This window comes from Verrucosispora sioxanthis (assembly GCF_010560025.1).
GTDB classification, from domain to species: domain Bacteria; phylum Actinomycetota; class Actinomycetes; order Mycobacteriales; family Micromonosporaceae; genus Micromonospora; species Micromonospora palythoicola.
The window spans coordinates 215,010-234,617 of the sequence record NZ_SAIY01000003.1; the positions used below are offsets into that span (position 1 = coordinate 215,010).

Consider the following 19,608-nt stretch of genomic DNA (forward strand, 5'->3'; position numbering starts at 1 on the left):
GCGTGCGGGGTCGGTCAGATCCAGCCGGCGTCGCGGGCCACCTGGACCGCCTCGACTCTGGTGCGCCCGCCCGTCTTCCGGATGATCCGGCCGAGATGGTTACGGACGGTGCCAGGGGCGAGACCGAGCGAACCGGCCACCTCGGCGACCGGCGCGCCGCCGGCCGTCAGGTCGAGGATCTGCGCCTCACGCGGGGTGAGTGGGTTGTCCCGGTGCAGCGCCGCCAGCACCAGATCCGCGTCGACCACCGGCTCGCCACGGGACAGCCGGCGGATCCCGTCGACCACCCGGTGCGGCGGTACGTCGCTGCCGAGGACGCCGACGGTTCGGGACGGGGTGAGCGTCCGGTACAGGCTCCCGGCCCGACGCGGCTCGGCGAGCACCAGCAGTGGGCAGGAGCCGGTCGCCGGCAGCCCCTCGACGAGGTCGAGGTCGACCACCGCGACGTCCGGACGACGGGTGCGGATGGTCCAGGTGACCACGTCACCCCGAGCGACCTCCGCCACCACGCTGATGTCGTCCTCCGCGGCGAGCACGAGGGACAGGGCGCCCCGAACCAGGGCGCCATCGATAGCGAGCAGGGTACGGATCACCGCAGGCTCTCCGAACTCGTCGGCTGGATCACGGACCGTCAGCATTCAAACACGCCCTGGCCGGTTTCGCCCGTCGGGCTGGCGGCGGTGGGCTGGGGCCGCCGGGCGGCGGCCCCAGCCACGGTCACATCCAGCCGTCACGGCGAGCGAGCAGGACCGCCTCCATCCGGTTGCGGGCACCGGTCTTGCGCATGATCGCCGACAGGTGGTTACGCACCGTGCCGTGCGCCAGGAACAGCCGGTGGGCGATCTCCTTGAGCGGCAGCCCTTCGGCGGCCATCCGCAGCACCTCGGCCTCCCGAGGCGTCAGCGGGCCCGTGGCGGGCCGCAGCGCCGTCGCGGCGGCGGCCACGTCGATGACCCGCTCCCCCGCCGCGAGCGCCCGCACCGCCCGGACCAGCTCGTGCAGCGGCTCGTCCTTGCCGACCAACCCCTGCGCTCCGGCCGTCAACGCCTCCGTCACCAGGCCCCGGCTCCACCGGTCGCTGAGGGCCAGCACCGCTGTCGCGGGTGCCGCCCCGGTGATCTCGGTGATCACCGCCACCGGCTCGGGAACACCGGACGCCAGGTCCACAAGCACCACGTCCGGCAGGTGTCGACGCACCATCGCGGGCAGGTCACCGATGCCCGTCGCCGCGGCGACGACCTCGATGTCCTCCTCGCCCGCCAGTGCCGCGCACAACGCACTGCGCAGCAGACCCATACTTTCGCCAATCACAACGCGGATCACCACGTAGCTCCGATCTGAGGTACGCGCGGCGCAGCGGCTGCCGGTCCCCTGGACGGGACTACGCAGGTCGGCCACGCGCGAACGGACTGGGCCCGGCCCGTGGGACGTCGCACACGACGACCCCGGGCACCCGTACGGCCACGCCGGGCGACCAGCCGGTGGAACACCGGCGGCGCGGGCGGGTCAGGGCGGACTCAGCCGGGTCGGGCGCTCACACCGGGGGAACGGCCCGCGTACCTGCGGGGCGCCGGAACATCGGTCCGGGCGTTGGTCGTCGGCGGCACCTGGCACCCGTCGAGGATCATCCCTCGCAGCGGTGCGGGGCCGCCATCGGCACCCGTGACACCGTCGCCAGCGGGCACATGAGGACGCTGCGGTGAGCCGGTCGGTGCCGGCGTCGACCCGGAACCAGCTCCAGAGGTGCCGGCGGAGGAGCGATGCCACCCGAGCGCCACCCCGGCCACGGGCATGGCCGGTGTCACCTCGGGCGGCGGTGTGGCCTCCGGTGCCGTGGCGGGTGGCGGGTCAGGCGCCAGCGACCGAGCCGGCGGCGGCACACCCGCGACCGGGTCGGTGGTCGACGTCCATGACGTCGGTCCACCCAGGGTGTACGGCCCGGCAGCGGAACCCGCCGGCAGGACGGGAAGCGTGCCGGTGACCGGGCCCGTGAGCCGCGTGACCGGCGTCGCCGCCGTTGCCACGCCGGTCCTGACCGCCGCGACGGCCGTGACCAGCACCGGTCGCAGAACAGCCTGCGACAGCACGACGACGGCTTCCGTCGCGGGCAGCGCCGTCAAAGCCGTCCCGGACAGCGCCGCCAGGCCCGTCACGGGCAGGTTCGTCAGGTCACTCGCGGGCAGCGTCGTCAGGTCACTCGCGGCGCTGCCTGGGACGGGCGGAGCCAGCAAGCCAGTCGCGGACCGGGCCACCTCCGGCAGGGGCGACAGCGCCGTGCCCACCTCCGCCACCGGAGGCCGGTCGCCGACGATCGGCACCGTCGACCGGCTCGGCGGCGTCACCGGCGTACGCCCGACCGGCCCGGAGCCCTTCGACGACCCGTCGCGCGGCATCCGGGCAGCCACCGCACGGCCACCCGGTGTGCGACTGGTCAGGGACCGGTCAGCCGGTGAACGGCTGCCCGGTGACGGGTCGGCGGACGGACCGTCGGGCGTCGGCACATTCCCGGTTCGCACGGTCGCTGGTGGCTTCGCCGGGCGGCCGCTGCGCGCCCTGGCTCTCTCGGCCCGGCTGTCGTCATCCTGCCGACCGGCCTCCGGGGAACCGCGCGTCGAACTGCGGCCCGCGCCGGGATGCCGGACGTCCGGGCGTTCGACGAGACCGGTGACCAGTTCGTCGAGGGGCGAGGCGGGCCGGTCGCGTTCGGGCTCCCGCCGATCCGCGCCGACCGAGGGCACACCGGCGCTGTCCGCACTGGCCGGGTCGCTCGACAGGGCACCGATGAGCAGCCCGACGCCCACGGCGGCGGCTCCCATGACGGCGAGCCGGGCGACGGCGACCGCTGGGCGCGCTGCCGGGGCGTTGGGCCCCCTCCGGGCAGCGGGCGGACGGCGGAACGTCGGACGACGCACAGAGCCTCTCTCTCCGAGAACGTCGACTTATCGTATTCAGCCCCTTACCCCGTCGCTGACCGTGAACAACCCGGTGACGGATTGCCGACTCTCCGGCTGACGGTGGCGCTGCCGTCCGGTAACCGGCGCGGCCACCCGGGAGTTCACCGCCGATCGCGGTCACCAGAAACGCGACAAGCCTTCCACCCGGGAAGGCTTGTCGCGTTCATCCGTCACACGTCGCGCGTCAGGTCACGTCGTCATACCGTCGGTCGATCGGAGCCGGCGCGGCGACAGGTGCGGGGGCGTCGATCGGGGCACTCGCGTCGACCCGCTGCCCCGCCTCGACCGGCTCCCGGTCGAACTCCAGCGGGGAGACCTCGTCGTCGTCGATGCCGGCATAGATCTCCTTGCCGCGTCCCCGACGCTTGTCGTTGAGGAACGCGACGCCGACCGCGGCGAAGTAGAGCGCGCACAGGCACAACGCCAGCGCGCTCATGCCGAACGGATCCGGCGTGGGAGTGACCACCGCCGAGAAGGCGAAGAAGACGAACACGGCAACCCGCCACCAGCCGAGCAGCCGCTTCGCACTGGCGATGCCGACGAAGTTGAGCATCAGCACGATCAACGGAAACTCGAACGCCACCCCGAACATCAGAATCAGGTTGGTGATGAACGATATGTAGCGGGTGATGTCGAGCGTGGTGTTGATGTCATCGCCCGAGATCTCCAGCAGGAACTCCAGCCCCTTCGAGGCGACGAAGTACGCCAGCACGGCACCGGCCGCGAACAACGGTGCCGCCAGGGCGGTGAAGGCGTACGCATACCGCCGCTCGTGCCGGTGCAGGCCCGGCGCGATGAAGGCCCACAACTGGTAGAGCCAGACCGGCGCGGCGAGGATCAGACCGACCCACAGACCGATCTTCAGGTTCAGCAGGAACAGATCCGCCGGACCGAGCTGGACGAAGTTGCACCGGCCGTCGGGCAGTTGACTGCCGGGCAGCTGACAGTAGGGCTGGGACAGCAACTCACGGACGGGGCCGGCCAGCCAGAGACCGAAGCCGAAGCCGATCAGGATGCCCAGCGACGCCTTGAACAGCCGGTTGCGTAGCTCGCGGATGTGCTCGACGAGGGTCATCGAGCCGTCGGCGGCCCGCTCGAAGTTGCTCGGTCCGCGCTTGCGGAGTCCGAAGGCCACGGTTACCGGACCCGGGGGTCAGTTCTCGCGGACGCGCTGCACCGGGTCGACCGGCGGCTGCACGGTGCCCTGGTAGGGCTGCTGCTGCGGCCCCGGCTGCTGCGGCGCGTACGGCTGGTAGCCGGCCTGCGCGTCGGCCTTGCTGGCGAGGTCGCGGTCGTCGTCGGCCAGGCTCTTCGTCTCGGCCTTGATGATCCGCAGCGAGCGGCCGAGGGACCGGGCGGCGTCGGGGAGCCGCTTCGCGCCGAAGAGCAGGATCAGCACGACCACGAGTACGGCGATGTGCCAGGGCTTGAGGGCATGCATGGAGGGCTCCAGTCGCACTGTGTCGATGAGGGTGGTTCCGCAGCCCATCGTACGTGCGACGAAGGCCATTGCCACCCGCCGGGGCGGTGGTGGTTCGTCCCGGCGGGTGAAGTCTCGGCCAACCGCGAGTGTCCCGTCAACCGTGCGGCTGGATCATTCTGCGCGAAGTCGCGACGCCGCGTGCAGCAGCACGCACCGTACGGGCAGGAACGCGCACCGCGCGGAAGGTGACGCCGGCGGAACGGGCCTCAGTCGCCGCGCCGCGCCTTGATCACGGTGAGCCGCTGCTGGGTGGTCTCAAGCCGACTCTGCAAGCCCTCCGCCCGCTGCTGGAGACTCTCCGCCGCCTCGCGCAGCGCGGTCGCCTCGTCGGCCCGACGCTGCAACGCCAGCGCCGCCCGGCGCAGCCGGGGCAGTCGCGCCAGCACCGGTCGTACCGCCAGCGCGAGCAGAACCAACGGCACCAGCACGAGCGCGAGCACGATCCACTTCAGCACGCCGGCCAGCCTACTGCCTGTCGCCGGTCGCCGCCGGGTCCGCGTCGGCCGACACCGGGTGGGCGTACGCCTCCAGGGCCGCCACCGCCGACTCGTGGATCTGCCCGGCCAGCTCGGCCGGTGCGACGACCTCGACGTCCGGGCCGAGACCCAGCACGAACCGACGGGCCCAGCCGAGATCGGTGACGCGCAGCGACACCACCCACCGCTCGCCGTCGGACTCGACCCGCTCACACGGGTAGTACTCGGTGATCCACCGTTCGCCCCGACCGATCCGCAACGTGATCAGGGGCAGGTCGGGCGAGGGCCGGAACGCCCCGTGACGCAGGTCGTGCGGTCGGGCCTGCGGGGGTACCACGGCGGGTTCGGCCAGCTCGGTCACCGCGTCGATCCGGTCGGCCCGGAACAGCCGCACCGCCTCGGCGCGGCGGCACCACGCCTCCACGTACGTCCGGCCACCGATCATCAGCACCCGCAGCGGGTCGATGACCCGCTCGGTGGTCTCGTCCCGGGCCGGCGTGTAATAGGTGATCCGCAGCGCGCGACCACCCTCCACCGCGGCCCGCAACTGTTCCACCCGCCCGGTGTCACCGGGCAGCCGCACCTCGACCGGCGCGGCGACCAGGTCACCGGCCGCGTCCTCGATCTTCGCGAGGGCCCGCTCGACCGCCTCCCGGTTCGCCACCCCGGGTGTCTCGGCGAGCATCCGCAACGCCACCACCAGCGCCAGTGCCTCGTCCGGGGTGAGCCGCAGCGGCCGGTCGATGCCCGCGTCGTAGGTGATGGTCACCCGGTCGCCGTCGAAGGCCATGTCGATCAGGTCGCCCGGGCCGTACCCGGGCAGCCCGCACACCCACAACAGCTCCAGGTCCTCGCGCAGCTGCCGCTCGGTGACACCCAGGTCACCGGCCGCCTCGGCGATCTCGATCCCGGGCCGGGCGAGCAGGTACGGCACCAGGTTCAGCAGCCGGGCCAGCCGGTCCGCCGAGGCCCGGGAACCGGCCCGTGGCGCCGCACCGCTCACCGGGACCACCCTCCGCGCACCACCGCGCGGCGCGCCAGCTCGTCCCGCGTGCTCACCGGAGCACCGCCAGCGAGTCGTGTCGGGCGGCGATCTCCTTCAGCCGCTGGATGACCGCCTCCCGCACCTCGGGTGGGTCGACCACCCGCACATCGGGCCCGTAGCCGACGAGGTGACCGGCCAGCGAGCAGGCGTCACCGTACGGCAGCACCAGCCGGTCCGCGTCGGGCCCGGCGGTGACCTCCACCGCCCAGCGGCGCAACCCGGCGGCCCGTCCCGGGGTGACCAGCACGGTCGCCCGACCGGGTCGCTCGACCGGGCCGGACCAGCGGGCCACGTGACTGATCAGGTCGACACCGGTCGGCGGCTGGTAGGCACCCGACTCGCCGGTGGCCCGCCCCGGGCCCACCACCCGGGACAGTCGGAAGCAGCGGGTGGCGTCGCGGTCCAGGTCGTGGCCGACCACGTACCACCGGCCCCGCCAGCAGACCACACCCCACGGTTGCAGACGACGCCGGGCAGGCGCGTCGCGGTCCGGCACCCGGTAGTCGAAGCGGACCTCCCGCCGGTCGCGGGCGGCGGCGGTCAGCGGCGCGAACGCCGGGTCGACCGTGACCATCGGCTCCAGCCCGAGGGTGGCCTGCGGATCCACGTCCACGCCGGCGGCGCGCAGCTTCGCCAGCCCGGACGAGGCGGCGGCGGCCAGGCCGGCGTGCTGCCACAGTCGAGCGGCGATGCCCACGACGGCCGCCTCGTCGGGCTGGAGAGGGATGTCGGGCAGCGCGTACTCCCGGTGGGCGATCCGGTACCCGGGCTCCGCGTCGAAGGCGCTCGCCGTCCCGGTCTCCAGCGGTACGCCCAGTTCCCGCAGCTCGGCCTTGTCCCGCTCGAACTTGCGCTGGAAGGCCTCGTGCTCGCGGGCGTCGTCCGGATCGTGCTCGTAACCGGGCACGGTCGCGGCGATCTGCGCGGCGGTCAGGAACCGCCGCGTGGACAGCAGGCAGATCACCAGGTTGACCAGCCGTTCGGTGCGACTACGTGACACCCGGTAGACGCTAGCAGCCCTGACCCCCCGCACAGGCACCCCACGCCACCCACCCTCACCCCCAATTCCCCCTTCTCGTCGATCTTGCAGTTGTGGTCGCCGGTATGCCGCTTTTGTTGTGCTCCGCAGGGACAGAAAGCGCAAGATCGACGGGGTGGGGTGAGGGTTACGGGATGGTGGGGGTTAGCGTGCGGGGGTGGTGCGGTGGCGGGCAGGTGCGGTGGTCAGGGTGCGTCGGCGGTGGGCCGGTGCGGTGGAGCTGGACGTCGAGGTGGACGGCGGCGGCGCGATGCGGGCGCTGGCCTATCCGGCGCTGGTCGGTGAGCCCGAGACCGGCGACCGGGTGCTGCTCAACGCCGGTGCGCTGCTGATGGGTCTGGGCACCGGCGGGTACGCCCTGGTCGTGGCGCTGCCGGAGCGGCTACCGCCGGATCCGCCGCAGGCGCTTGACTCCCGCGACGCGGGTCATCTGGTCAAGGCCCGCTACACCCCGTTGCAGCCGATCCTGCTCGGCGTCGACGAGGAGGCGTCACCGCACCGGGCGGCGCTGGCGGCCGCCGACGAGGTGGCCGGTCTACCGGTGGTGACCGCCGACCTGCACTCCGCGCTGCCGGCGATCCTGGCCGGAATCCGGGTCGACGCGCCGCGGGCGCGGGTGGCGTACCTGCTCACCGACGGCGGCGCGTTGCCCGCCTGGTTCTCCCGCACCCTCGCCGGGCTGCGCGACGAACTTGTCGGCACGATCAGCGTGGGGCAGGCGTTCGGGGGTGACCTGGAGGCCTCGACGCTGCACAGCGGCCTGCTCGCCGCCCGGCACGTGCTCGGCGCCGACGTGGCGGTGGTGGCGCAGGGCCCGGGCAATCTCGGCACCGGCACCCGCTGGGGATTCTCCGGCGTGGCCGTCGGCGAGGCGGTGAACGCCGTCGCCACGCTCGGTGGACGCCCGGTCGGCTCGCTGCGGATCTCCGCCGCCGACCCGCGTCCCCGACACCGTGGCGTGTCGCACCACAGCCTCACCGCGTACGGCCGGGTGGCGCTGGCTCGCGCGGAGCTGGTGGTGCCCGACGGTCTGGACCCCGTGCTGGCCGCCGAGGTCGACGCCGCGGTGGAACCGCTGGCGCAGCGGCACACGCTGGTGCGGGTGGACACCGCCGGACTGGACGCGGCGCTGCGACGCAGTCCGGTGCCGTTGTCGACGATGGGACGCGGGCTGGACGCCGACCACGCCTACTTCCTGGCCGCAGCAGCGGCCGGCCGGCACGCCGCCCGCCTGACGGCGTAGCCACCTCCGGCACCGGCCGCCGGTTGACGAGGCGACCTGCGCGACCGCCCCGCGCGCCTCAGGCGAAGATGACCAGGGCGGCCCAGGCACCGACGATCAGGGCGAGAGCCAGGGCCAGCACCCAGGTGGGCACGGTGTACTCGCCACGGCGGTTACGCTCGATCTCGTCGCGGATCTTGTCGCGGCGGCGTTCGAGCCAGCTCTGCCGTTGCGCGCCCGGGGTGGGAGGTTCAGGAAAAATCATGGCCCGACCAGCGTACCCGGGGCCGGCCGGTCGGCGCGGCCCCGGTCGACCCCGTCACATGCTGGCGATCAGCCGCTCCACCCGCTCGTCGTACGCCCGGAACGGGTCCTTGCAGAGCACGGTCCGCTGCGCCTGGTCGTTGAGCTTCAGGTGCACCCAGTCGACGGTGAAGTCCCGCCGCTTCTCCTGGGCGTGCCGGATGAACTCGCCACGCAGCCGGGCCCGGGTGGTCTGCGGCGGTGTCTCCTTCGCCTCGAAGATCTCCGGATCGGTGGCCACCCGGTCCACCTCGCCGCGCCGCTCCAGCAACGCGTAGAGGCCCCGCCCCCGGCGCAGGTCGTGGTACGCCAGATCCATCTGCGCCACCCGGGGGTGCGACAGCGGCAGGTCGTGCTTGCGCTGGTACCGCTCGATCAGGCGCAGCTTGGTCACCCAGTCGATCTCCCGGGAGACCGGTTCCAGGTCGCCGGTCTCCACCGCCCGCAGCACCCGGCCCCACAACTCGACCACCCGCTTGGCGGTCTGGTCGCCGCCCCGGCGCTCGACGAACTCGGTGGCCTTGGCCAGATATTCCTGCTGGATCTCCAGGGCGCTGATCTCCTTGCCCGAGGCCAGCCGCACCTTCCGCCGGCCGGTGATGTCGTGCGACACCTCCCGGATCGCCCGGATCGGGTTCTCCAGAGTGAGGTCGCGCATCACCACGCCACCCTCGATCATCCGCAGCACGATGTCGGCGGTGCCGACCTTCAGCAGCGTGGTGACCTCGTTCATGTTGGAGTCGCCGACGATGACGTGCAGCCGGCGGTACCGTTCCGCGTCGGCGTGCGGCTCGTCCCGGGTGTTGATGATCGGGCGGCTGCGGGTGGTGGCCGAGGAGACCCCCTCCCAGATGTGCTCGGCCCGCTGGGACAGGCAGTAGACCGCCCCACGCGGCGTCTGCAACACCTTGCCGGCGCCGCAGATGAGCTGCCGGGTGACCAGGAACGGGATCAGCACGTCGGCCAGCCGGCCGAACTCACCGTGCCGGGACACCAGGTAGTTCTCGTGGCAGCCGTACGAGTTGCCGGCCGAGTCGGTGTTGTTCTTGAACAGGTAGATCTCGCCGGCGATGCCCTCGTCGTGCAGCCGCTTCTCCGCGTCGATGAGCAGCCCCTCCAGGATCCGCTCACCGGCCCGGTCGTGGGCCACCAGGTCGACCACCGAGTCGCACTCGGGGGTGGCGTACTCGGGGTGCGAGCCGACGTCCAGGTAGAGCCGTGCGCCGTTGCGCAGGAAGACGTTGCTCGACCGGCCCCAGGACACGACCCGGCGGAAGAGGTACCGGGCCACCTCGTCGGGGGACAGCCGCCGCTGTCCGCGGTAGGTACAGGTGACGCCGTACTCGGTCTCCAGACCGAAGATTCGCCGTTCCATGATGAGACATTAGCCGTACGGAGGCCCTGTTCGTCACTGTCGGGGCACCTGCCGACCTCAGCCGTCGGTGGAACCCGCCGCGGCGACGAGAGTCGCGACGTGCCGCCGGCAGGTGTCGTACTCCGGCAGCAGCCCGGCAGACCGGGCCTGCGCCAGCGTGGGCGCGGCGGCGTCGCGGGCGGACAGCTGCGGCACGGCGGCCGGCCAGTCGATGCCCAGTTCCTGGTCAAGCGGGTGCACCGCGTGCTCGGCCGACGGGTTGTAGGTGGTCGAGCAGAGGTAGGTGAGGGTCGCGTCGTCGGTCAACGCGCAGAACCCGTGGCCGAGCCCTTCGGCCAGGTAGACCGCCCGCCGGACCACGTCGTCCAGGCGCACCCCCTCCCACCGGCCGAAGGTGGGCGAGCCGACCCGCAGGTCGACGATGACGTCGAGCACCGCTCCCCGAACGCAGGTGACGTACTTCGCCTGACCCGGCGGCACGTCGGCGAAGTGGATGCCGCGCACCACGTCGCGGGCCGAGACGGACAGGTTGCCCTGCGCCAGTCGCAGCGGATGCCCGACCGCCGCGGCCAACCGGTCGAAGCGGTACCACTCCAGGAACAACCCGCGCGGATCGCCGTGCTGCTGCGGGGTGATCTCCCAGGCGCCCTCGACGCTCAACGGTCGCAGCTTCACCGGACCGCCCCAGTTGCGCCGATCTCGCCGGTCGGCTCCTGCCGGTCGCCGGTGAGCAGGTCGAGCAGGTAGTCGCCGTAGCCGCTGCGGGTCAGCGGCTCGGCCAGGGCGCGCAACCGCGCGTCGTCGATCAGCCCGGCCCGCCAGGCGGCCTCCTCCACGCAGCCGATCTTCATGCCCTGCCGCTCCTCAATCACCCGAACGAACTCGGCGGCCTGCATCAGCGAGGTGAAGGTGCCGGTGTCCAGCCAGGCGGTCCCCCGGTCCAGCACGGTGACCGACAGCTCACCCCACTGCCGGTACGCCTCATTCACCGCGGTGATCTCCAGCTCGCCCCGGGCGCTGGGGGTGAGTCCCCGGGCGATCTCCACCACCCGGTTGTCGTAGAAGTACAGGCCGGGCACCGCGTACCGGGACCTGGGACGCTGCGGCTTCTCCTCGATCGACAGCACCCGCCCGGCGGCGTCGAAGTGCACCACACCGTACGCCTGCGGGTTGGCCACCGGGTACGCGAAGATCCGGCCACCGACCGGATCACCGGCCGCGGCCAGCTGCCGGCCCAGACCCACACCGTGGAAGATGTTGTCGCCGAGGATCAACGCCACCGACTCGTCGCCGATGAAGTCCGCGCCCAGCACGAACGCCTGCGCTATGCCCTCCGGCCGAGGCTGGGCGACGTACTCCAGCCGGAGCCCGAACTGGCTGCCGTCGCCGAGCAGCCGCTGGAACTGAGCCTGCTCCTCCGGCGTCGTGATCACCAGGATCTCGGACATCCCGGCCATCACCAGGGTGGAGAGCGGGTAGTAGATCATCGGTTTGTCGAAGACCGGCATCAGCTGTTTCGACACCGCCCGGGTGATCGGCCACAGCCGGGATCCGGTGCCACCGGCGAGCAGGATTCCACGCATCCGGGCGAGCCTACCGGCAATCGGACGGACCGCCGCGCGTCGCCTGCGCTGCGGATGTGGCCGTTTCGCGTAGACTTCCGGACCCGTGAGGATCCTGGTCACCGGCGGCGCCGGCTTCATCGGCTCGGAATACGTCCGGACGCTGCTCGGCGTCCCCGGCGGCAGCGCGGCGGGCGTACCGGCGGTGGAACCGGCCCAGGTCACCGTGCTCGACGCGCTGACCTACTCCGGCAACCTGGCCAACCTCGCGCCGGTGGCCGACGACCCACGGCTGCGGTTCGTCCAGGGTGACATCCGTCACCCAGAGGTGGTCGACGAGGCCGTCGCCGGGCACGACGTGGTCGTGCACTTCGCCGCCGAGTCCCACGTCGACCGCTCCATCGCGGGCGCCGCACCCTTCGTCACCACGAACGTCCTCGGCACCCAGAACCTGCTCGACGCCGCGCTACGCCACGGCGTCGCCAGGTTCGTGCACGTCTCCACCGACGAGGTCTACGGCTCCATCGCCGACGGCTCCTGGACCGAGGACTGGCCGCTGGCCCCCAACTCCCCCTACTCGGCGTCGAAGGCCGGCTCCGACCTGCTCGCCCTGGCCTACCACCGCACCCACGGCCTCGACGTGGTGGTGACCCGCTGCTCCAACAACTACGGGCCCTACCAGTACCCGGAGAAGGTCGTCCCGCTGTTCGTCACCAACCTCCTCGACGGACACCCCGTCCCGCTCTACGGCGACGGCGGCAACGTACGCGACTGGCTGCACGTGCACGACCACTGCCGCGGCATCGCCCTCGTCCAGCACAAGGGTCGCGCCGGCGAGGTCTACCACATCGGCGGCGGCACCGAACTCACCAACAAGGAACTGACCGCCCGGCTGCTCGACGCCTGCGACGCCGGCTGGGACCGGGTGACCCCCGTCGCCGACCGCAAGGGACACGACCGCCGCTACTCCCTCGACATCACCAAAATCAGCAACGAGCTCGGGTACGCCCCCAGCATCACCCTCGACACCGGACTCGCCGACACCGTCAGGTGGTACCGGGACAACCGCGCCTGGTGGGAACCGCTGAAGGCGGCGAACGCATGAGGTTCCTGGTGACCGGGGCCGGCGGGATGCTCGGACGCGACCTGGTCGACGTCGTCGAAGCGCGGCCGGACCACCAGGTCACCCCCGCCACCCGCGCCGACCTGGACATCACCGACCCCGCCGCCGTGCACGCCGCCGTCGCCGGCCACGACGTGGTGATCAACACCGCCGCCTGGACCGACGTCGACGGCGCCGAGACACACGAGTCGTCCGCCACCGCCGTCAACGGTGACGCCGTCGTCCACCTCGCCACCGCCTGCGCCGCCCACGACACCCGCCTGCTGCACCTGTCCACCGACTACGTCTTCGACGGCACCGCCACCACGCCGTACCCCGAGGACGCGCCGACCGCCCCGCTGAACGCGTACGGTCGCGGCAAACTGATCGGCGAACAGGCCGTCACCCGGCTACTGCCCGACACCGGATACGTGGTGCGGACCGCCTGGCTCTACGGCACCCACGGCCGCAACTTCGTCACCACCATGCTCGACCTGGCCGACCGCCGCGACACCCTCGACGTCGTCGACGACCAGCGCGGTCAGCCGACCTGGTCCCACGCCCTGGCCCGGCACCTGGTCGCGCTCGCTGAGGCCGCCCACGCCGGACGCGCCGCGGCCGGGATCTACCACGGCACCTGCGCCGGCGAGACCACCTGGTACGGCCTGGCCCGCGCCGTGTTCGCCCGGCACGGGCTCGACCCGGACCGGATCCGACCCACCACGAGTGCCCGATTCGTGCGACCCGCCCCCCGACCGACGTACAGTGTGCTAGGGCACGGCCGGTGGGCCGAGGCCGGGCTGCCGCCCCTGCCGGACTGGCACGCCGCCCTGGTCGACGCGTTCGCCCCCGCCGCTCCACCCTCCCCGTGGAAGGTCGTATGAAGCTCACCCTCGTCACCGGTCTGACCGGCCTGATCCTGCTGGCCACGATCGTCGAGCTGCTGCGCCGCCGGCAACTGCGCGAGAAGTACGGCATGCTCTGGCTCGGCCTGCTGTTCGTGGTGATCCCGCTGTCGCTGTTCCCCCGGCTGCTCGACGGCGTCGCGGACCTGCTCGGTGTCGCCTCCGGAGTCAGCCTGGTGCTCTTCCTCGGCATCGTCTTCCTCCTGCTGGTCTGCATCCACCTCAGCTGGGAGGTCAGCGCGCTGGAGGAGGAGACCCGCACCCTCGCCGAGGATTTCGCCCTGCTCCGCGCCGAAGTCGAGGCCGAACGGGCGGAACGGGCGGAGTGGACCCGACGACTGGACCGGACCGAGATGGTGTCCCACGATGGTTAACGGCAAGCGGCTGCTCATCATCATTCCGGCGCTCAACGAGGCCGCCTCCATCGGCGACGTCGTCGGCGAGATCCGCGGCGAACTGCCCGGCGTCGACGTGCTCGTTGTCGACGACGGCTCCACCGACCACACCGCCGCCGTCGCCGCCGCCGCCGGAGCCCGCGTCGCCCGACTGCCGTACAACCTCGGCGTCGGTGGCGCCATGCGGCTCGGCTACCGCTACGCCCACGACCACGACTACGACGTCGCGGTGCAGGTCGACGCCGACGGGCAGCACGACCCCCGGTACGTACCCAAGCTCGTCGACCTGCTCGACGACTACGACCTGGTCATCGGGGCCCGGTTCGCCGGCGAGGGCGAATACACCGTACGCGGCCCGCGCCGCTGGGCGATGGGCATGCTGTCGCTGGTGCTGTCCGGCCTGGCCGGCACCACGCTCACCGACACCACAAGCGGTTTCCGGGCGGCCAACCGACGAATGATCGAGATGTTCGCCCGCTGGTACCCCGCCGAGTACCTCGGCGACACCGTCGAGACGCTCGTGCACGCCGCCCGTCGCGGCTACCGGATCCAGCAGGTGCCGGTCGCCATGCGCCGCCGGATGGCCGGCACGCCCAGCCACTCCCCCGCCAGGGCGATGATCTACCTCGGCCGGGCCGTGGCCGTGCTCACCCTCGCCCTCATCCGCCGGTGATGCGTCGCCTGCTCCGTCTCGTACCACCCGGCACCGTCGGCGTCGGCATCGGACTGGCCGTGGTCGGGCTGGCCTCGTACGTCCACCTCGCCCTGGCCGGGCACAACCTCGACGCCGCCGACTACTCCTCGCTGTCGGTGCTCTGGTCCGTCGTGTTCACCCTCGGCATCGGCGTGTTCTTCCCCGTGGAACAGGAAGTCGCCCGGCTCGTCGCGGCCCGGCGCACCCGTGGGCTGCCACCCGGACCGGTGCTGGCCCGTGGCGCCGCCGTCGCCGCCGCCGTACTCGGCCTGCTGCTCGTGCTCACCATCGGCGCCGCCGACCTGCTCACCGACCGGCTCTTCGACGGCGACCCCGCGATGGTGCCCGCCCTCGGCGGCGCACTGGCCGCGCTGGCGGTGGCGCACACCACCCGTGGGGTGCTCTCCGGCCTGCGCCGCTTCGGCTGGTACGGCACCCAACTCGGCCTCGACGGCGGGCTGCGCATCGGCCTGGTCGCCATCCTCGCCCTCACCGGCGTGAATTCACCCGTGGCCTACGCGCTGGTGCTGGTCGCGGCCCCGCTGGTCGCCGTCGCGCTGACCGCCGCACCGATCGTCCGGACGATCGGCCGCGGACCGGCGGTCCCCTGGCCACCCCTGCTCCGCGGCCTCACCCTGCTCACCGTCTCCAGCCTGCTCGCCCAGGTGGTCGTCAACATCGGCGTGATCAACGTACGGCTGCTCGACCCGACCGACGTCGCCACCGCCGGTGCACTGCTCTCCGCGCTGGTGCTGGTCCGCATACCCCTGTTCGTGTTCGGCTCGATGCAGGCCGCGCTGCTGCCCGGCCTGTCCACCGCCGCCGCCACCGGCGACGAACCGGCCTTCCGCACCCTGCTACGCCGTTCCCTGGCCGTCGTCACCGCCCTCGGGGCCCTCGGCGGCATCCTCGCCGCCCTGTTCGGCCCGTGGCTCGTGCGGGCCCTCTTCGACACCCCCGACGTCCTCGGTCACGGCGACTTCGCCTGGCTCTCGGTGGCCACCCTGGCCTACCTGTGGGCGATGGTGCTCGGCCAGGCGCTGCTGGCCCGCGACCGGCACCACGCCCAGGCCCTGGCCTGGACCGTCGGCGTCGCCGCGCTTGTCGTCGCGACCCTGCCCCCACTGCCCGTCGCGCTGCGCGTCGAACTCGGCTACACCGTCGGCTCCGTGGTGGCCGCCGCCGTCATGGTCGCCCTGCTGCGCCGCCGGCGGACGGCACCACAGGCACCACCGCCGGTCGCGGCCCCGGTGCCCGCCACCACCAGCGGAGGAGCACCATGAGACCGCCCCGCGTCACCGCCGTGATGCTCGCCTACGGTGCCGAACCCTGGCTGGTCGACGCCGCCCGGGCCGTACTGGCCAGCACCGGCGTCGACATCGAACTCGTCGTGGTCGACAACGGCTGCACCGGCGACGGCATCGACGTGGTCAAGGGCCTGCCCGGCGTACGGGTCCTCCGGCCGGAGGCGAACACCGGCTACTCCGGCGGCTGCAACATCGGCGCCGCCGAGGCCACCGGCGACTGGCTGGCCTTCGTCAACTCCGACGCCATCGTGGCCCCCGACGCCCTCGCCAAGGTCGTCGCGGTGGCCGCCGAGCCCGGCGTCGGCGCCGCCATGGCCTCCATCCGGCTCGCCCACGACCCCGACCTGATCAACACCTCGGGCAATCCGCTGCACTTCACCGGCCTGTCCTGGGCCGGCGGCAACGGCGAACCCGCCAGCGCCCACGCCCGGCGCACCGTGGTGCCCTCACTCAGCGGCTGCTGCTTCGTCATCAGCCGCCACCGCTGGGCAGAACTCGACGGCTTCGCCGACGAGTACTTCGCCTACCACGAGGACACCGAACTCAGCCTGCGGCTCTGGCAGCGCGGCCTCCGGCTGGAGTACGTGCCCGACGCCGTGGTCCGGCACCACTACGAGTTCTCCCGCAACGACCTCAAGCTCTACCTGGTCGAACGCAACCGGCTGCTCACCCTGCTCACCGCGTACCAGGGCCGGACCCTGGCCCTGCTGGCACCGATGCTGCTGCTCACCGAGGTTGCCATGCTCGCCGCCGCGCTGGCCGGCGGCTGGGGGCGGCAGAAGACCCGAGGCTGGGCCTGGCTGTGGCGGCACCGCGGTTGGGTGCGCGCCCGTCGGCGACGCCTACAGGCCGAGCGCACCGTCGCAGACGGCACCCTCGCCCACCTGATGACCGCCCGCGTCGCCCCGTCGAACGTGGCGGCCCCACCCGGGATGGGCGTCTTCAACGCGGTCGCCACGGCCTGGTGGGCACTCGTGCGGCCGCTGCTCGCCCGCCGCTGATCGGGTCCCCCCGGCGCCAGCGGACTCGGCTCACCGTCGGCCCGGTCGGGATCCGAAAGACGCGGCGCCCGACCGGTCGAAACCGCTCGGGCGCCGGCACCGCCGCAAATGACGATCAGGTGTCGGACTTGTCGCCCGGCTTGTCCTCCAGGTCCGCGGAGCCGGCCGAGGTGGTCGGCTTGTGCCCCTCCTCGGTCGGCGTGGTCGGGGTCTGCGCCCGGTCGCCCTCCGCCACCGCCTCGCCGGCCGCGTCGCCGTCCAGCAGCCCGGTCAGCGCGGCCCCGGTGATCCGTCGGAAGGTGCGACCCCTCCGGTTGCGGTCCAGGATCGCGACCTCCAACTGGTGACCGGCGATCGTGCGGGCGGCACCGCCCTCGCCGCCGACAGTGCTTAGCGCCTGCACCGCCACCTTCACCGCGTCGCCGAGCGACATGTCCGGTCGGTGGTGCGACTTCAGCACCCCGGAGATCGCCTCGGCCTGACCGCCCATCGCCATCCGCCCCGGCTCGTCGGTCACCGACCCGTCGTAGGTGCACCGGTACAGCGAGTCCTCGCCCGGCGTGGCACCGACCTCCGCCACGCAGATCTCCACCTCGAACGGCTTGGACTGCTCGGTGAAGATGGCGCCGAGAATCTGCGCGTACGAGTTGGCCAGCGCCAGACCGGTCACGTCCCGACGGTCGTAGCTCAGACCGTTGAGGTCGGCCATCCGCACACCCGCCCGGCGCAGGTTCTCGAACTCGTTGTACCGCCCCACGGCGGCGAAACCGATCCGGTCGTAGATCTCGCTGACCTTGTGCAGCGTGCTGGAGAGATTCTCGGCAACGAAGAGCACCCCGCCGGCGTAGCTGACGACCACCGCGCTGCGTCCCCGAGCGATGCCCTTGCGGGCCAACTCGGAACGGTCGCGCATGATCTGCTCGGGCGAGGCGTAGAACTGCATGGCCACGGCGGCGGCTCTCCTTCGGCGGTACTCGGGGAAACGGGATCAGCTGCGGACGGACGGCTCAGCCGCCCGGATTCTCCATCCGGCCGGCGACGACGCTCTCCGCGATCGCCGAGGTCTCCGCGTCGGTCAGCCGGTGCGTGCCCTCCGCCGTCGCGGTCATCACCACCGGGTAGATCCGGCGGGTCAGGTCGGGCCCACCGGTCGCGGTGTCGTCGTCGGCCGCGTCGTAGAGCGCCTCCACCGCCAACCGCACCGCGTTGTCGACGGACAGCCCGGTCCGGAACCGCTTCTTCAACGCCGACTTGGCGAACAGCGAACCCGAGCCGATCGCGTCGTAGCCAGTCTCCTCGTACGGGCCGCCGGTGACGTCGAAACTGAAGATCCGGCCGGCCCGCGCCGGGTCGCTGGCCGCCAGGTCGATGCCGGCGAACAGCGGAATCACCGCCAGCCCCTGCATCGCCGCGCCCAGGTTGCCGCGGATCATCGAGGCGAGCCGGTTCGCCTTGCCGTCGAGCGAGAGCATCGCGCCCTCGATCTTCTCGTAGTGCTCCAGCTCCACCTGGAACAGCCGCATCAGCTCGATGCCGATGCCGGCGGTGCCGGCGATGCCCACGAGCGAGTACGCGTCGGCGGGGTGCACCTTCTCGATGTCCCGCTGGGCGATCAGATTGCCCATCGTGGCCCGTCGGTCGCCGGCCATCACGACACCACCGGCCGCGGCGATCGCCACGATCGTGGTCGCGTGCGGGGCCAGATCGGCGGCCATGCCCGGGGGCAGCGCCCGTCGGCCGGGCAGCATCTCGGGGGCCACCTTGCTCAGGAATGCCGTGAAGGAGGACGTCCCCGCGTTGGTGAACACATCTGGAAGACGCCCGGATGGATCAAAACCCGCTGCCACGTGGTTCCTCTCAGGTACGTGACGGCCCTGGCCAGCCTCGTCGGACTGTCACGGAACTGGCCAAGACCACCGTTGCAGTTGAAGCAGAGTATCCCGCGCACCCACCCGGTGCGATGATCGTGGTCCACATGTTCCGGATCGGGGTCACCGCAGACCGCGCAGAGGCCGCCCTGCTCGGCCAGCAACTCGTCGAACTCCCGTTGCCCGATGCCGTACCGCCGCCGCAGGTGATACTCGCGGTTGCCGCCGTAGAGCCGCTGTTTGGTCTCACTGGTACGGGTGTTATGGCAGGGCTTGCAGTAGGTGGCGTAGCCCGAGCTGTCCGCACGGTTGCGCGGAAAGTCGATCAAAGGTTTGACACTGCCACAGTCCGCGCAATAGCGGTGCCCCTCGGCCACCTCTCGAACTGGCTTCACCTCTCGGCCATGCTGGAGCTTCACGCGCTTGGCATAGCTGGCCTTTGACCTGGCATTGAAGCAAGGCTTGCAGTAACTGCCGCGACCGCTGGGGCGCTTGCTGTTCGCGCAGAACTCCTCAAGCGCCTTCCACTCTCCGCAGTCGCGGCATCGGCGTTGACCGTGCTGTTCGCCGAAAGAATTCGACATGTCCGATTTACCCTATATGTTCACTGACCTCCTTTTTGGACGTAACCTCTCACGAATTCCTCGGCGTTTTCTTCGAGGACGGAGTCGATCTCGTCGAGCAGGTCGTCGACGTCCTCGGTGATCTCGGCGTGCCGCTCGGCGACCTCAGGGTTCGCCTCGACGGTGACGTCCTCGACCTCTTCGCCCTGACGGGCCTTGCCCGACTGCGACTGACCGCCGCTGTCACGAGTGGCCATCGTTGCCTCCTCCACGATCTCCCTGCGATGAACTTACCTCGCGCGAGCGACGAAACG

General features: G+C 71.9%; 23 protein-coding genes. 7 read left to right on the forward strand and 16 right to left on the reverse strand.

The features are described 5' to 3' along the window. Positions 1 to 14 precede the first annotated feature (14 nt). From ENC19_RS10250 to ENC19_RS10285, 8 genes are all read right to left on the reverse strand, one after another. A complete protein-coding gene (locus ENC19_RS10250; protein ID WP_166458392.1) occupies positions 15 to 638 on the reverse strand; it encodes a response regulator transcription factor in 624 nt (207 codons plus the stop codon). Positions 639 to 717: 79 nt separating this feature from the next. After that, positions 718 to 1,311, reverse strand: coding sequence for a response regulator transcription factor (locus ENC19_RS10255; RefSeq protein ID WP_328824208.1), 594 nt, complete (start codon positions 1,309 to 1,311; stop codon positions 718 to 720). A gap of 206 nt (positions 1,312 to 1,517) precedes the next feature. Continuing rightward, positions 1,518 to 2,816 (reverse strand): hypothetical protein, encoded by a 1,299-nt coding sequence (locus ENC19_RS10260; protein WP_164446951.1) that lies wholly within the window; start codon positions 2,814 to 2,816, stop codon positions 1,518 to 1,520. A gap of 322 nt (positions 2,817 to 3,138) precedes the next feature. Further along, entirely contained in the window at positions 3,139 to 4,089 is a 951-nt protein-coding gene (tatC, locus tag ENC19_RS10265) for a twin-arginine translocase subunit TatC (protein ID WP_164446952.1), read from the reverse strand. Between the two features lie 18 nt (positions 4,090 to 4,107). Continuing rightward, positions 4,108 to 4,395: a Sec-independent protein translocase subunit TatA gene (gene tatA / locus ENC19_RS10270; protein ID WP_164446953.1), complete on the reverse strand. Its 288-nt coding sequence runs from the start codon at positions 4,393 to 4,395 to the stop codon at positions 4,108 to 4,110. Between the two features lie 248 nt (positions 4,396 to 4,643). Beyond that, positions 4,644 to 4,892: a hypothetical protein gene (locus ENC19_RS10275; protein WP_093405953.1), complete on the reverse strand. Its 249-nt coding sequence runs from the start codon at positions 4,890 to 4,892 to the stop codon at positions 4,644 to 4,646. A 10-nt stretch (positions 4,893 to 4,902) separates the two neighbouring features. Next, positions 4,903 to 5,916 (reverse strand): helix-turn-helix transcriptional regulator, encoded by a 1,014-nt coding sequence (locus ENC19_RS10280; protein ID WP_164446954.1) that lies wholly within the window; start codon positions 5,914 to 5,916, stop codon positions 4,903 to 4,905. Positions 5,917 to 5,968: 52 nt separating this feature from the next. Beyond that, a complete protein-coding gene (locus tag ENC19_RS10285) occupies positions 5,969 to 6,958 on the reverse strand; it encodes a helix-turn-helix transcriptional regulator (protein WP_164446955.1) in 990 nt (329 codons plus the stop codon). 196 nt (positions 6,959 to 7,154) lie between these two features. Here ENC19_RS10285 and ENC19_RS10290 point away from each other — a divergent pair, with 196 nt between their 5' ends. Further along, a complete protein-coding gene (locus ENC19_RS10290; RefSeq protein ID WP_164446956.1) occupies positions 7,155 to 8,240 on the forward strand; it encodes a DUF3866 family protein in 1,086 nt (361 codons plus the stop codon). 58 nt (positions 8,241 to 8,298) lie between these two features. Here ENC19_RS10290 and ENC19_RS10295 read toward each other — a convergent pair whose 3' ends face one another. The 4 genes from ENC19_RS10295 to rfbA are packed head-to-tail and all read right to left on the reverse strand — an operon-like array spanning position 8,299 to position 11,480. After that, positions 8,299 to 8,484, reverse strand: coding sequence for a hypothetical protein (locus ENC19_RS10295; protein WP_164446957.1), 186 nt, complete (start codon positions 8,482 to 8,484; stop codon positions 8,299 to 8,301). A 54-nt stretch (positions 8,485 to 8,538) separates the two neighbouring features. After that, a complete protein-coding gene (gene pafA / locus ENC19_RS10300; RefSeq protein WP_164446958.1) occupies positions 8,539 to 9,897 on the reverse strand; it encodes a Pup--protein ligase in 1,359 nt (452 codons plus the stop codon). A 57-nt stretch (positions 9,898 to 9,954) separates the two neighbouring features. Further along, positions 9,955 to 10,572 (reverse strand): dTDP-4-dehydrorhamnose 3,5-epimerase family protein, encoded by a 618-nt coding sequence (locus ENC19_RS10305; protein WP_164446959.1) that lies wholly within the window; start codon positions 10,570 to 10,572, stop codon positions 9,955 to 9,957. Further along, on the reverse strand, positions 10,569 to 11,480 hold the full coding sequence (rfbA, locus tag ENC19_RS10310; protein WP_164446960.1) for a glucose-1-phosphate thymidylyltransferase RfbA: 912 nt from the start codon (positions 11,478 to 11,480) through the stop codon (positions 10,569 to 10,571). Before rfbA ends, ENC19_RS10305 begins: the two co-directional genes overlap by 4 nt. Positions 11,481 to 11,565: 85 nt before the next feature. Between rfbA and rfbB the strand changes: the two genes are divergently transcribed. Genes rfbB through ENC19_RS10340 form a run of 6 tightly spaced genes read left to right on the forward strand, consistent with a single transcriptional unit; the run spans position 11,566 to position 16,863 of the window. Next, positions 11,566 to 12,564: a dTDP-glucose 4,6-dehydratase gene (gene rfbB, locus ENC19_RS10315; RefSeq protein ID WP_164446961.1), complete on the forward strand. Its 999-nt coding sequence runs from the start codon at positions 11,566 to 11,568 to the stop codon at positions 12,562 to 12,564. Continuing rightward, positions 12,561 to 13,445, forward strand: a complete 885-nt coding sequence (gene rfbD, locus ENC19_RS10320; protein ID WP_164446962.1) for a dTDP-4-dehydrorhamnose reductase — start codon at positions 12,561 to 12,563, stop codon at positions 13,443 to 13,445. The genes rfbB and rfbD overlap by 4 nt, the downstream gene beginning before the upstream one ends. Continuing rightward, the gene (locus ENC19_RS10325) at positions 13,442 to 13,840 is read left to right on the forward strand and encodes a DUF2304 domain-containing protein (protein WP_164446963.1); all 399 of its coding nucleotides are present in this window, start codon (positions 13,442 to 13,444) and stop codon (positions 13,838 to 13,840) included. The genes rfbD and ENC19_RS10325 overlap by 4 nt, the downstream gene beginning before the upstream one ends. Continuing rightward, complete coding sequence (locus tag ENC19_RS10330; RefSeq protein WP_164446964.1) at positions 13,833 to 14,534, forward strand: glycosyltransferase family 2 protein; 702 nt, start codon at positions 13,833 to 13,835, stop codon at positions 14,532 to 14,534. The genes ENC19_RS10325 and ENC19_RS10330 overlap by 8 nt, the downstream gene beginning before the upstream one ends. Then, on the forward strand, positions 14,534 to 15,838 hold the full coding sequence (locus tag ENC19_RS10335) for a lipopolysaccharide biosynthesis protein (protein WP_166458393.1): 1,305 nt from the start codon (positions 14,534 to 14,536) through the stop codon (positions 15,836 to 15,838). Before ENC19_RS10330 ends, ENC19_RS10335 begins: the two co-directional genes overlap by 1 nt. After that, entirely contained in the window at positions 15,835 to 16,863 is a 1,029-nt protein-coding gene (locus ENC19_RS10340; RefSeq protein ID WP_164446966.1) for a glycosyltransferase family 2 protein, read from the forward strand. Before ENC19_RS10335 ends, ENC19_RS10340 begins: the two co-directional genes overlap by 4 nt. A 115-nt stretch (positions 16,864 to 16,978) precedes the next feature. Here the strand turns inward: ENC19_RS10340 and prcA are convergent, their stop codons facing one another. From prcA to ENC19_RS10360, 4 genes are read right to left on the reverse strand one after another with little or no spacing between them, the layout of a single operon-like run. Then, a complete protein-coding gene (prcA, locus tag ENC19_RS10345; protein ID WP_164446967.1) occupies positions 16,979 to 17,812 on the reverse strand; it encodes a proteasome subunit alpha in 834 nt (277 codons plus the stop codon). 58 nt (positions 17,813 to 17,870) lie between these two features. Continuing rightward, a complete protein-coding gene (gene prcB, locus ENC19_RS10350) occupies positions 17,871 to 18,710 on the reverse strand; it encodes a proteasome subunit beta (protein ID WP_216592387.1) in 840 nt (279 codons plus the stop codon). After that, complete coding sequence (locus ENC19_RS10355; RefSeq protein ID WP_164446969.1) at positions 18,629 to 19,315, reverse strand: endonuclease VII domain-containing protein; 687 nt, start codon at positions 19,313 to 19,315, stop codon at positions 18,629 to 18,631. Before ENC19_RS10355 ends, prcB begins: the two co-directional genes overlap by 82 nt. A gap of 20 nt (positions 19,316 to 19,335) precedes the next feature. Further along, positions 19,336 to 19,551, reverse strand: coding sequence for a ubiquitin-like protein Pup (locus ENC19_RS10360; protein WP_164446970.1), 216 nt, complete (start codon positions 19,549 to 19,551; stop codon positions 19,336 to 19,338). Between the last annotated feature and the right edge of the window lie 57 nt (positions 19,552 to 19,608).

What these genes read in the sequence shown, in the direction of transcription:
- ENC19_RS10250 (WP_166458392.1), bottom strand. Translation starts at nt 638, where the DNA reads ATGCTGACGGTCCGTGATCCAGCCGACGAGTTCGGAGAGCCTGCGGTG.
- ENC19_RS10260 (WP_164446951.1), bottom strand. Translation starts at nt 2,816, where the DNA reads ATGGGAGCCGCCGCCGTGGGCGTCGGGCTGCTCATCGGTGCCCTGTCG.
- tatA (WP_164446953.1), bottom strand. Translation starts at nt 4,395, where the DNA reads ATGCATGCCCTCAAGCCCTGGCACATCGCCGTACTCGTGGTCGTGCTG.
- ENC19_RS10295 (WP_164446957.1), bottom strand. Translation starts at nt 8,484, where the DNA reads ATGATTTTTCCTGAACCTCCCACCCCGGGCGCGCAACGGCAGAGCTGG.
- pafA (WP_164446958.1), bottom strand. Translation starts at nt 9,897, where the DNA reads ATGGAACGGCGAATCTTCGGTCTGGAGACCGAGTACGGCGTCACCTGT.
- rfbA (WP_164446960.1), bottom strand. Translation starts at nt 11,480, where the DNA reads ATGCGTGGAATCCTGCTCGCCGGTGGCACCGGATCCCGGCTGTGGCCG.
- rfbD (WP_164446962.1), top strand. Translation starts at nt 12,561, where the DNA reads ATGAGGTTCCTGGTGACCGGGGCCGGCGGGATGCTCGGACGCGACCTG.
- ENC19_RS10325 (WP_164446963.1), top strand. Translation starts at nt 13,442, where the DNA reads ATGAAGCTCACCCTCGTCACCGGTCTGACCGGCCTGATCCTGCTGGCC.
- ENC19_RS10330 (WP_164446964.1), top strand. Translation starts at nt 13,833, where the DNA reads ATGGTTAACGGCAAGCGGCTGCTCATCATCATTCCGGCGCTCAACGAG.
- ENC19_RS10335 (WP_166458393.1), top strand. Translation starts at nt 14,534, where the DNA reads ATGCGTCGCCTGCTCCGTCTCGTACCACCCGGCACCGTCGGCGTCGGC.
- ENC19_RS10340 (WP_164446966.1), top strand. Translation starts at nt 15,835, where the DNA reads ATGAGACCGCCCCGCGTCACCGCCGTGATGCTCGCCTACGGTGCCGAA.
- ENC19_RS10355 (WP_164446969.1), bottom strand. Translation starts at nt 19,315, where the DNA reads ATGTCGAATTCTTTCGGCGAACAGCACGGTCAACGCCGATGCCGCGAC.
- ENC19_RS10360 (WP_164446970.1), bottom strand. Translation starts at nt 19,551, where the DNA reads ATGGCCACTCGTGACAGCGGCGGTCAGTCGCAGTCGGGCAAGGCCCGT.